This is a genomic window from Nodosilinea sp. AN01ver1 (assembly GCF_050565655.1).
Classification (GTDB): domain Bacteria; phylum Cyanobacteriota; class Cyanobacteriia; order Phormidesmidales; family Phormidesmidaceae; genus Nodosilinea.
In genome coordinates this window covers 107,756-118,927 of the sequence record NZ_JBNXVS010000016.1, presented here as the reverse complement: position 1 = coordinate 118,927, position 11,172 = coordinate 107,756, and the positions used below count along the sequence as shown (strand labels likewise).

The window sequence follows — 11,172 nt, the reverse complement described above, 5'->3', positions numbered from 1 at the left end:
TATTCTCACGATCTATTCACAGACTGCATAATGAATCTGACCTGCCCAGCTATGCTGTTTTTCCCTCGCCAATCGAGGGGGTGCCGAAGTTGATGCAACTAGGTGCCGAAGTTATGCAAATACGCAGAACTACGACTACGCCCGAGCAGTGGTGAAAGATTACAACCGTGATGGCGCTGCTGGCTTGCGCAATCGACGCAAGGATCATCGACCCCAAGCGTCTCGTAGTTTGCTCAACGCTGAGCAAACTACGAGACGCTTGGGGTCGATTGCAGTTGCCCCCGGATGATAATGGGGTTTGGAGTGGACCCAAGGTGGCTCAGGTGATTGCCGAGGTCACCGGAGTGGCGAAGGTCTGGCCTCAACGGGGGTGAGACTATCTCAATCGCTTGGAGCAATCGCTGCAAGTGCCTCGTCCCCGGCATCGCAAAGGTGAGCCGAATTTGCAATACCCGACGGCAGCCATCTAGAGGTATTGCCGCCTTACTCTCCCGAGTTGCAGCCCGCAGAACGGCTTTGGCGACTTGCCGATGAACCCTTAGTCAACCGCTGCTTTGACGCCCTCAGTGATCTCGAAGATGTCCCTGAGGCCCGCTGCCGAACCTTGCTGTCGATGCAGTCCGAGATTAAAGCCCTAACCAACTATCACTGGTGGCCCGCATGACAAACCCAATCGTTTCGGGGGTATGCTACCCGGATTTAGTATCACTCACCTTCTCCACCCACTCCCCCAACACTTCCCACACCCGATCCACCAAATCTTCGGCGTCGGCATCGAACCACTGCACCGCTGCCCGGTTGCGGAACCAGGTGCGCTGGCGCTTGGCGAACTGACGGGTGTGAAGCACGATATTGTCTACCGCAGCCGTCAGAGAACAATTGCCCTGAAGATGTTGCAGAATCTCGGCGTAGCCCAGGGTTTGCAGCAGCGGTAGCTCAGCGCCATACATTTGGGCCAGAGCGGTGACCTCCTCGACTAACCCCGCTGTAACCATGGCCTGCGTGCGCTGGGCAATGCGGCGCTCTAGAGCTAGGGGGTCACAGTCGAGAGCCAGGTAGAGCACCGGATAGCTGGGGGGCACTTCGCCCTGGAGCGCCGACATTGGCTGTCCAGTGACGTAGTAGACCTCCAGGGCGCGTACCGTGCGCACCGGGTCGTTGGCATGGATGCGCTGAGCCGCGATCGCATCCACGCCTTTGAGCAGGCTATAGCAGGAGGGCTGACCCAGCGCTTCGAGCTGGCGACGCAGATCAGGCTGGGGCGCAACCGGGGGAATGCGCAGCCCCTTCACCACCGCATCGATATAGAGGCCCGTGCCACCGACCAGCAGAGGCGAGGTGCCCAACTGGTGAAACTGCTGAATTAGCCCCTGGGCCTGGCGCTGGTACTGGGCCAGCGTCAGGGTTTGGGTGGGGGCGCAAATATCAACTAAATAGTGCGGCACCTGCTGGCGATCGCGGGTCGAAGGTTTTGCGGTGCCAATATCAAACTCTCGGTATACTTGTCGGGAGTCAGCGCTGAGAATGACGCCGCCCAAACGCTGGGCCAGAGCCAGGGCCAGGGACGATTTGCCGGTGGCGGTGGCACCGCCAATCACCAGTAGTAATGGTACAATTGAACCACTATGCTTCCCGGCTTGGGGCAGTGACTCTAGCTGAGAAAAATGTGGTGGTTGCATCCCTGGTTCATTCTTCGCCTGAAGCTGCTCTAGAATCCGCTGTGGCAGCTTTGTGCTATAATTTTCTAGTATTTTAGTCTACCGGGTAGTCGGGTGGCCTTAAGCCCATTTTTGGAGCGTACAACATGACAACCAACTACGGTGCTGAGCAGATTCAGGTTCTAGAGGGGCTTGAGCCTGTTCGTAAACGCCCAGGCATGTACATTGGCAGCACTGGGCCCCGTGGACTCCATCACCTAGTGTACGAGGTTGTCGATAACTCCGTAGACGAGGCTCTGGCAGGCTACTGCGATCGCATCGATATTTCGCTCAACGCCGATGGCTCCGTGTCGGTCACCGACAACGGGCGCGGCATTCCTACCGATGTGCACCCCCGCACCGGCAAGTCGGCCCTCGAAACAGTAATGACCGTGCTCCACGCCGGGGGCAAGTTTGGGGGTGGGGGCTACAAGGTGTCGGGCGGCCTCCACGGCGTGGGTATCTCGGTCGTCAACGCCCTATCGGAGTGGGTCGAGGCGACCGTGTGGCGCGAGGGCAAGGTGCACAAACAGCGCTTTGAGCGGGGCGTGCCCATCGGCGAGCTAAGGGTAGAGAAAATTGCTGAGCAGCGCCAGGGCACCTCGGTTTCGTTTTTGCCCGACACTCAGATTTTTCACAACGGCACTGAGTTTGACTACGACACCCTGGCCGGGCGTCTGCGAGAGCTAGCCTACCTCAATGCCGGCATTGAGATTGTCTTTACCGACTACCGCCTCGATGTGATCAAGTCAGACAAGCCCAAGGTCTCGACCTACCACTACGCGGGCGGCATCATCGAGTACGTGCAGTACATCAACAGCGACAAGCAGCCCATCCACGATGAGATCATCCACATCTCCTCCGAGCGCGACGGGGTGCAGGTAGAGGCGGCGCTGCAGTGGTGTGTTGATGCCTACTCCGACAACCTGCTGGGCTTTGCCAACAACATTCGCACCATCGACGGCGGCACCCACCTGGAGGGTCTCAAAGCGGTGCTGACCCGCACCCTCAACAACTTCAGCCGCAAGCGCAACAAGCGCAAAGACGCCGACTCCAACCTGGCTGGCGAAAACATTCGCGAGGGTCTGACGGCGATCATTTCGGTGAAGGTGCCCGACCCTGAGTTTGAAGGCCAGACCAAGACCAAGCTGGGCAACACCGAGGTGCGCGGCATTGTTGACTCACTGGTGGGCGAGGCGCTGACGGAGTACCTCGACTTTCACCCCAACGTAGCCGACGCCATTTTAGAGAAGGCGATTCAGGCCTTTAACGCCGCCGAGGCTGCCCGCCGGGCGCGGGAGCTGGTGCGCCGTAAGTCGGTGCTGGAGTCGTCTACCCTGCCCGGCAAGCTAGCCGACTGCAGCAGCCGCGACCCCAGCGAGTCTGAGATCTTTATTGTGGAAGGCGATTCAGCTGGGGGCAGCGCTAAACAGGGGCGCGATCGCCGCTTCCAGGCCATCCTGCCGCTGCGGGGCAAAATTCTCAATATTGAGAAAACCGACGACTCTAAAATCTACAAAAACACCGAAATTCAGGCCCTGATCACGGCCCTGGGCATGGGCATTCGCGGCGAAGAGTTTGACGCATCGCAGCTGCGCTACCACCGCATCTGCCTGATGACCGACGCCGACGTCGATGGGGCCCACATTCGCACCCTGCTGCTCACCTTTTTCTACCGCTACCAGCGCGACCTGGTCGATCAGGGCTATGTCTACATCGCCTGCCCGCCTCTCTACAAGGTGGAGCGGGGCCGCAACCACTGGTACTGCTATAACGAGCGCGAGCTGCAAAACCTGATTACCAACGAGTTTCCGGCCAACGCCAACTACACGGTACAGCGGTTTAAGGGCCTGGGCGAAATGATGCCTCAGCAGCTGTGGGAAACCACGATGGACCCCACCACCCGCACGATGAAGCGCGTAGAGATCGAAGATGCCGCCGAGGCCGATCGCATCTTTACAATTCTGATGGGCGATCGCGTTGCCCCCCGCCGCGAGTTCATTGAGACCTACGGCCCCCGCATGAAGCTCGAAGACCTCGATATTTAGGCGGTTTGCCCGTGCTAATTGGGTCGGTGCTCAATCGGGTTGCCAGTTGGATAGACTGGCGGGCCGGGTAGCTTGCTCTAGTAGCGGCTGCAGTCCTGCGGCCACGCGATCGGCCAAGATCTGGTGCCCAGCCTGATTGGGGTGAATTTTATCGTACAGATACCGAGGGTCGTTTAGGCCTTCCAGCACCCCAGGGATGAAGTGGGCCTGAGTCTCGCTGGCGACCCGCTGATACATGGCCCCATAGTCGCCGTTAAAGGGGTAGACATTCATACCCAATATCACCACAATCGCCCCCTGCTGCTGAAGGCGGGTCACAATTTCGCGCAGATTTTGCTCCGTTTGGGCGATCGGCACCTGTCGCAAAAAGTCGTTGCCGCCCAGCCCTACGATGACCAGCCAAGGGTCAGCTGATACGACATCCTGCAGACGGTTTAAGGCCGTTGCGGTGGTGTCGCCCCCCCTACCCGCATTGACAATGGGAAGGTCTAAGCTTTGACTGAGCAGGCTGGGATAGGCGGCCTGCGGACCCACCCCGGCCCCTGCGGTAATGCTGTCGCCAAAGGCAATTATTTGCTCGCCCGCCCTGCGATCCAGATTGTTGGCATCCCTGGTGGCGGTGTCCTGCGGGTTCACCAGAGGTTGCGCGGCGCTGTAGTCAGAGACTGTCCCCTGGGTGCGATCGCCCCAAAGGACCGAGCCTGGAGTATCGCACCCGGCCAACAGCAGCAGCCCCCCTCCCATTGCTAACCAGGCCTTAGGCATCTTGCTCATCAAAAAACCTCGGGTGTTCGACCAAAAAAATAGGACACCCCCATCGTGACGGCGTCCTAAAATATGAGAGATCGGGCTAGCGATCGCCGCAGTGTGATCAGCGGCTAGCTATCGGTCGCGCCGACCAGCTTGACCTTCTTCGCCAGGCCCACCACTTCCAAAAAGCGAATGGTCATCCAGGTCATGTCGATTTCCCACCACTTGAGGCCGTGGCGTGCCGAATACTGGTAGGCGTGGTGGTTGTTGTGCCAGCCTTCGCCATAGGTCACCACGGCGACCCACCAGCAGTTGGTCGATTTGTCATCGGTTTCAAAGGTGCGATAGCCAAACTTGTGAGTGGCGCTGTTGACCAGCCAGGTGCAGTGGTAGACCGCCACCAGCCGCACAAAAATGCCCCATAGCACAAACGGCCAGCCGCCCAGGGCGTAGAGTACGACCCCAAGGGCAATTTGCAGCGGCAAAAAGAACCGCTCGCAGAACAGGTAGAACGGATCGTCCTTGATATCGCGAATAAAGCGAGTCACCTCATCCTTGGCGGGTACATCGCGCAGCATCCAGCCCATGTGACTCCACCAAAAGCCTTTGTTAGAGTCGTGATGATCGAGGCTTTGGTCTGAGTAGGCGTGGTGGTGGCGGTGCAGGCCAACCCACATAATGGGGCCGTGCTGGCAGGCCAGGGTACCGCAAAAGACAAAGAAGTACTCTAGCCATTTGGGCACCGTAAAGCTACGGTGGGAGACCAGGCGGTGCCAGCCCAGGGTAATACCCAGGCAGCCGGTAAACCAGTGCAGCAGCAGCGCCACACCGATCGCGGCCCAGGAGAAATTGCTGGGCAAAAACGCCAGAGCAGCCATGCTGTGGACGGCGATCATAAACAGGAGAGTGACCCAATCGCGGGACAAACGCTCAGTAGTTACAGCAGTCATGCAGAAATCTCAGAATTTTGGACAGGAGCCCGAACAAGAACTTGGGGACAAGACTTTTGCTCAAGCAGAGTAAATTTAGGGGACAATAATTACCCCTGTTTCTTAACGAAAAAATTTAACCATTGCAACAATCAAACCCCAAGATGCCGCCAGAATCTATCCTCCTTCCGATTTTTTATGGAATTGACGCCCAGGTCAAGCAGAACCTGGAGCGGGTGCTGGCAGCGTTTCGGCGGCACCGGGTAGGGAGCCACCACTTCAGTAGTGTATCGGGCTATGGCCACGACGACATCGGTCGAGACACCTTCGATCGCGTGTTTGCCGATGTTATGGGAGCAGAAGCGGCGCTGGCCCGATCGCAGTTTGTCTCGGGCACCCATGCGATCGCCTGTGCCCTATACGGCGTTTTGCGCCCTGGCGATGAAATGCTAGCGGTGGCGGGCACCCCCTACGACACCCTGGAGGAAGTGATTGGCTTACGCGGCACGGGTCAGGGGTCTCTGGCCGAGTTTGGGGTGTCCTATCGAGAATTACCGTTGAGTGCCGCTAACGCGATCGACTGGTCGGCCCTGGCTCACGCAGTGGGGCCAAAAACCCGACTGGTGCACATCCAGCGATCGTGCGGTTACAGCTGGCGCTCAACCCTCACCATAGCGGAAATCGAAAAAATCGTAGCCATCCTAAAGAGGCAAAATCCCGACCTTATTTGTTTCGTCGATAACTGCTACGGCGAATTTTTAGAAGACCGAGAGCCCACCGCCGTCGGGGTAGACCTGATGGCCGGGTCGCTGATCAAAAACCCTGGCGGCACGATCGCACCAACCGGCGGTTACGTAGCGGGCCGAGCCGATCTAGTGGCCGCCGCCGCCTGTCGCCTCACCGCTCCCGGCATTGGGGCCAGCGGCGGGTCGAGCCTCAACCAAAATCGACTGCTGTACCAGGGGTTGTTTTTAGCCCCCCAGATGGTGGGTGAGGCGATGAAGGGCAACTATCTGCTAGCGGCCACCTTCGAGGCCTTGGGCTACCCCGTCAACCCGGCTCCCAGCTCCCCCCAGCGAGACGTGATCCAGGCCATTCGTCTGGGTTCGCCCGAAAAGCTGATTGCCTTCTGTAAGGCGGTACAGCGCCATTCACCCATCGATGCCTACGTAGAACCTGTCCCTGCCGCCATGCCCGGCTACGACAGCGAACTGGTGATGGCAGGCGGCACGTTTATCGACGGCAGCACCTCCGAACTCTCGGCCGATGGCCCTCTGCGCGAGCCTTACACCGTCTACTGCCAGGGCGGCACCCACTGGACCCACGTGGCTCTGGCGGTGGAGGCCGCCGTTGAGGCGATCGAAGCGCTGTAAAAAAGGCTGTGGGCAACGGATCGAAATCCATTGCCCACAGCCTTTTCAAGATAAAGGGTTGGGTTATAGAATCAGCCCTAGCTGTGGCCGCCGCTGACGAGGGTCGACAGAATCGGCAGGTTGGCCGCCAGCAGGTAGGCAAAGGTGACGCCACCGATACCGCCAATTAAAAAGCCGCCCGCAAACTCGCTCCAGCCCTCGTTGGTTTCAAGGGTAGCAGGAGGGGTAAAGGGGGTGGTGGTCTTGGTCACAGAGGTGTTGACGCCAGCACCCGAGTACAGCGACAGGCAGGCGGTCAAAATAACGATCAGCCCTGCGGCGCTGAGCAGCCCGGCCAGGCCAGGAATTTCAGAATCGCGCAGCGGACCGAGCAGGGCAAAGGGGCCGTAGAGAAAATAGCCGTGGGCCATACCAATTTCTAGGCCGCGCCGCTGGGGCGATAGCCCCTGGCGGTAGGCCGGTAGATTGCCGATGAAGGCTTTAGAAAATCCGGAGGAATTGATCGGCGTTTCTAGATTGCCGATCTGTGGATCCCCAGCGGGCTGAATAGCTTCTGTCATAGGGGGTTTCTCCAACTCAAATAAGGTCACAGCAAATGGAAAAGACGGTTTCTAGATGCCGTTAAGTCCCCAAAAACCATCTTTTAAGCAGCATACTTAGAGCGATCGCAAAGCGTCCTGAGCCGGACGACTGAGCAAGATCTATGCCCTAGGGATGCAGCAGCAAATCGGGGAAGAAGCGGTTGAACTCAATCAAAATACCGGCGGTAATCACCATCCACACGGTGGCAAGCACTGGCGCAGACGACAGATACCGAAGCAAATTATTGTCCATGGTCTAACTAGTTCTCCTGGATCGTAGTTCTGGGAGTAAGCAGAGCAGTTGCCTAGCGAGGAGATACGGTGATCTCGTTATCTTTGGCAAACATAGCCCCGCTGGCGATGTCTTTGAAAGCGGTTAAAGGCCAAGCAAACCCAGTCAGAGCGGTCTTGATAGCCAGGGGCACATCAATAATGATCTCGCTGTCTTCGGGGTTCTTTCTGCCACGCACCGTGATCAGGTAGGCCCGACCGACCCAGCCAATCCAGCCCGCGATGTACAGAAACAGAACGCTAGGAATCAAAAATTCCCCGGCGTGGGCCAGATCGCCATCTACCACCAGGTGAGGCAGGCCGTCGCTGCCGCACAGCAGAGTGGAGCTACCGTAAAAGTCAAACCGAGCCTTTGCCGCATCTGTCTTGGCATTGGCAGCCCGCTTTAGAAACGCTTCATTTTGGCCACAGGGGGTCAGCCCTGCCACGTTGTCGCCAGCCAGGCTAGCGGAGGCCGGGGGGGCAAACCCGAACCAGAGAAACACTACAAGCGCTACAGCAAAAAACCGTCGCATAAACTGTTCCTTTTAATTACCTAAGAAACTAGGGCGATTTGAACGCAAAGTTAAGTTTTTTGAACAAAAATTCACCCAACTTGGTCGCCATAATACCCCGCAGCCGAACCCCCGTAAAGCTAAGATCGGTGGGGTGTTTACATCTCTACAAATTACGGCTTGGCTTACATTAGTACCTCCTCGGCGGCAGTTCAATGGCGACAATCTTAGCTCTAGAAACCAGCTGTGACGAAACGGCGGTGGCGGTGGTGCGCGATCGCGCTATTTTGAGCACCGTCGTTGCCTCGCAAATCGATGTTCACCAGCCCTACGGCGGCGTTGTGCCCGAGGTGGCCTCGCGGCACCACGTCGCTACTCTGGGTGATAGTCTGCGCGTAGCTCTAGAGCAGGCCGGGCTGGGCTGGGCCGACATCGACGCCGTGGCGGCCACCTGCGCCCCAGGACTGGTCGGAGCGCTGCTGGTGGGGCTGACCGCTGGCAAAACCCTGGCCATGGTGCATCACAAGCCCTTTTTAGGGGTGCACCACCTGGAGGGGCACATCTATGCTAACTACCTGGCCAGCCCTGACCTCCAGCCTCCCTACCTGTGCCTGCTGGTGTCGGGGGGGCACACCAGCTTGATCTATGTCAAAGCCTGCGGTCAGTACCAAACCCTGGGCCAAACCCGCGACGATGCGGCGGGCGAAGCCTTTGACAAAGTGGCCCGGCTGCTGGGGTTGGGCTACCCCGGCGGCCCCGCGATCGACAAACTGGCTCAGGTCGGCAATCCCAAAGCCTTTCCCCTGCCCGAAGGCAACATTTCGCTACCGGGCGGCGGCTTTCACCCCTACGACTCCAGCTTTAGCGGGCTAAAAACGGCGGTGCTGCGGCTGGTCGAGAAACTCAAAGCCGAAGGGGTAGACCCGCTGCCCGTTGCCGACCTGGCTGCTAGCTTTCAGGCTACGGTGGCCCGCAGCCTGACGCGGCGGGTGGTGGCCTGTGCCCAGGCCTACGGTCTAACCACGGTGGCAGTAGGGGGTGGAGTCGCCGCCAATAGCGGTCTGCGCCAGCAGCTTCAGCAGGCGGCAGATACCCACGGCCTGCGGGTGATCTTTCCACCCCTCAGCCTGTGTACCGATAACGCCGCCATGATTGGCTGTGCCGCCGCCGACCATCTCAACCACGGCCATCGGTCTGGTCTGGAGCTGGGGGCGCAGTCGCGACTCGACCTGGCACGGGTGATGGAACTTTATGCTCCTCAAGCGGAGCGCTGATCTAACGGCCCATCGGCAGGGCTTGACGCTACACTAGGGAGGCAACGGCGCGTCTCCCTATAACGCTGCTCGCAGTGCTGGTTATTGCGTTGATTTAATTGCAGCATTCTGGATGAGTTCTATGGTTCAAACCCACCCACTCCAGCGCTGGCCCCAGGCTATAGGGCTAGGTGGCCTTGCTCTGGCGGCGCTGCTGACGTTTGGGTGCAGCCCCAATCCCTCAGCTACCAGCGACACCAGTAGTTATGAAGCTCAGCTTGCCCAACATCTAGCGGCTACAGGTGGCGTTATGTACGGGGCCTACTGGTGTCCCCACTGCGCTGACCAAAAAGCTATGTTCAAGGAGTCTGCCGAGCAGTTGCCCTACGTGGAGTGTGCCGCCGATGGTGACAACCCTCAGCCCGAGCTTTGCCAGCAGAAGGGCATTCAGGGCTACCCCACCTGGGAGATTGATGGTCAGCTGTATCCAGGGGTGCGATCGCTCGATGAACTGGCCGATCTATCGGGCTTCTCTGCCTCTCAATAGCACTTTTGTAGCTGGCCAGCCCGCCCAAATTCTCGATATTGTCGCCCAACCTCTGCTCGATTTTCTTTCTACAGCCGCATACAGCCGTTGCATAACCCTAGCTCCCACCCCCACCCTCACCTGCACGAGGTCGATGTCACCGCTGACGGCAGCGCTCATCCCCACGTGCACGATCCCGAGTCGCTGCGGCGCATCGTCAACCGTTTGGCCCGCATTGAGGGCCACATTCGCGGCATTAAAACCATGGTGCAGGAGAGCCGCCCCTGCCCTGACGTGCTGGTGCAGGTGGCGGCGGTGCGGGGCGCACTCGATCGCGTCGCCCGCATTATTCTCGATGAGCATCTGACCGAGTGCATTGGCCGCGCCGCTGTGGACGGCAACATTGAAGAAGAAATTGCCGAACTCAAGGCAGCGCTCGATCGCTTCTTGCCCTAGGTTTAGGGTTTAGGGTTTAGGGTTTTAGAATAAGGCGTTCAGACGGCCCCATCGACCCCAGACCTAGGGCCGTAAACCGCTAAGCCGGAATAAAGCGATCGTGCTCGCGCAGCAGGCGGCGCTCAAACTGACGCACCCAGTGGCTAAAGCGATCGCCCTCCTGAGCCGTTGCAAAGGTCAACGGTTGGCGCAGCAGCAGGGCGACGTATTCTTCCTTGGTGCGCACCACAACGGCGGTTTGCTGCTCTAGCTCAATGCAGATGTGCGAAAAGCCATCTAGCTTGAGCGATGACATCAACAGAGATTTTAACCCTAGTGCCTGAAAGACGAGCTGCACCCAGCTGGTGCTTTCGTTGTCGGCGGTGACAAAATACTCCTGGGGTAGGCCGCTGAAATCAAAAATTGCGACCCCAACAATATTTTCCAACATCGCGTCCTGGGCGGAGAGAGAAGACGCGGGCTGCGCCGGTACAGATGCCTTAGCCGTAGTCATAGACCCATGCAGGTGACACAGAATGCTGAACAAAACAGGCCAGTGAAGGCTGAGCCGTAGAGGAACCCCAATAGGCCTAGCATACCCGGCTGAGCAACCGAAATCATGGTCAAAAATGCGGGCTATAGAATTCAACCGGAGCTAATATGCCGCAGCGGGCGAGGCGCTCAACCTGGCTGCGGTAGCTGAGTCTACAGGCGCTCATCAGCTAGCCCTAGGGGCTGTTATCAATTAGCTGCTAAACGTACAAAAATCAAGGGTTACAGCCCCTAGCCTGTCTT

Annotated in this window: 12 protein-coding genes and 1 pseudogene; 6 read left to right on the top strand and 7 right to left on the bottom strand. The window is 58.5% G+C overall.

Annotated elements, in window-relative coordinates; all coding sequences use genetic code 11:
• Window positions 1–448: 448 nt before the first annotated feature.
• A pseudogene (locus ACQ4N7_RS14415) lies at window positions 449–664 on the top strand (IS630 family transposase); the annotation flags it as partial.
• Between the two features lie 25 nt (window positions 665–689).
• On the opposite strand, the gene miaA reads toward ACQ4N7_RS14415, so the two are convergent.
• On the bottom strand, window positions 690–1,679 hold the full coding sequence (miaA, locus tag ACQ4N7_RS14410; protein WP_430712196.1) for a tRNA (adenosine(37)-N6)-dimethylallyltransferase MiaA: 990 nt from the start codon (window positions 1,677–1,679) through the stop codon (window positions 690–692).
• Between the two features lie 125 nt (window positions 1,680–1,804).
• On the opposite strand from miaA, the gene gyrB reads away from it, so the two are divergent.
• Window positions 1,805–3,745, top strand: coding sequence for a DNA topoisomerase (ATP-hydrolyzing) subunit B (gyrB, locus tag ACQ4N7_RS14405; RefSeq protein WP_430712195.1), 1,941 nt, complete (start codon window positions 1,805–1,807; stop codon window positions 3,743–3,745).
• A 30-nt stretch (window positions 3,746–3,775) separates the two neighbouring features.
• Here the strand turns inward: gyrB and ACQ4N7_RS14400 are convergent, their stop codons facing one another.
• Window positions 3,776–4,519 (bottom strand): GDSL-type esterase/lipase family protein, encoded by a 744-nt coding sequence (locus tag ACQ4N7_RS14400; RefSeq protein ID WP_430712194.1) that lies wholly within the window; start codon window positions 4,517–4,519, stop codon window positions 3,776–3,778.
• A 104-nt stretch (window positions 4,520–4,623) separates the two neighbouring features.
• Complete coding sequence (locus ACQ4N7_RS14395) at window positions 4,624–5,445, bottom strand: acyl-CoA desaturase (RefSeq protein WP_430712193.1); 822 nt, start codon at window positions 5,443–5,445, stop codon at window positions 4,624–4,626.
• Between the two features lie 143 nt (window positions 5,446–5,588).
• Between ACQ4N7_RS14395 and ACQ4N7_RS14390 the strand changes: the two genes are divergently transcribed.
• On the top strand, window positions 5,589–6,797 hold the full coding sequence (locus ACQ4N7_RS14390) for an aminotransferase class I/II-fold pyridoxal phosphate-dependent enzyme (RefSeq protein WP_430712202.1): 1,209 nt from the start codon (window positions 5,589–5,591) through the stop codon (window positions 6,795–6,797).
• A 77-nt stretch (window positions 6,798–6,874) separates the two neighbouring features.
• Here the strand turns inward: ACQ4N7_RS14390 and ACQ4N7_RS14385 are convergent, their stop codons facing one another.
• The 3 genes from ACQ4N7_RS14385 to ACQ4N7_RS14375 form a co-directional block, all read right to left on the bottom strand.
• Window positions 6,875–7,357 (bottom strand): photosystem I reaction center subunit XI, encoded by a 483-nt coding sequence (locus ACQ4N7_RS14385; RefSeq protein WP_430712192.1) that lies wholly within the window; start codon window positions 7,355–7,357, stop codon window positions 6,875–6,877.
• Between the two features lie 148 nt (window positions 7,358–7,505).
• Window positions 7,506–7,631, bottom strand: coding sequence for a photosystem I reaction center subunit IX (gene psaJ / locus ACQ4N7_RS14380; RefSeq protein WP_017301046.1), 126 nt, complete (start codon window positions 7,629–7,631; stop codon window positions 7,506–7,508).
• 52 nt (window positions 7,632–7,683) lie between these two features.
• The gene (locus ACQ4N7_RS14375; protein WP_430712191.1) at window positions 7,684–8,184 is read right to left on the bottom strand and encodes a Photosystem I reaction center subunit III; all 501 of its coding nucleotides are present in this window, start codon (window positions 8,182–8,184) and stop codon (window positions 7,684–7,686) included.
• A 194-nt stretch (window positions 8,185–8,378) separates the two neighbouring features.
• On the opposite strand from ACQ4N7_RS14375, the gene tsaD reads away from it, so the two are divergent.
• From tsaD to ACQ4N7_RS14360, 3 genes are all read left to right on the top strand, one after another.
• The gene (gene tsaD, locus ACQ4N7_RS14370) at window positions 8,379–9,437 is read left to right on the top strand and encodes a tRNA (adenosine(37)-N6)-threonylcarbamoyltransferase complex transferase subunit TsaD (protein WP_430712190.1); all 1,059 of its coding nucleotides are present in this window, start codon (window positions 8,379–8,381) and stop codon (window positions 9,435–9,437) included.
• A gap of 121 nt (window positions 9,438–9,558) precedes the next feature.
• Window positions 9,559–9,963 (top strand): protein disulfide isomerase family protein, encoded by a 405-nt coding sequence (locus ACQ4N7_RS14365; RefSeq protein ID WP_430712189.1) that lies wholly within the window; start codon window positions 9,559–9,561, stop codon window positions 9,961–9,963.
• 87 nt (window positions 9,964–10,050) lie between these two features.
• On the top strand, window positions 10,051–10,398 hold the full coding sequence (locus ACQ4N7_RS14360; protein ID WP_430712188.1) for a metal-sensing transcriptional repressor: 348 nt from the start codon (window positions 10,051–10,053) through the stop codon (window positions 10,396–10,398).
• Window positions 10,399–10,477: 79 nt separating this feature from the next.
• Here the strand turns inward: ACQ4N7_RS14360 and ACQ4N7_RS14355 are convergent, their stop codons facing one another.
• Window positions 10,478–10,891 (bottom strand): hypothetical protein, encoded by a 414-nt coding sequence (locus ACQ4N7_RS14355; RefSeq protein WP_430712187.1) that lies wholly within the window; start codon window positions 10,889–10,891, stop codon window positions 10,478–10,480.
• Between the last annotated feature and the right edge of the window lie 281 nt (window positions 10,892–11,172).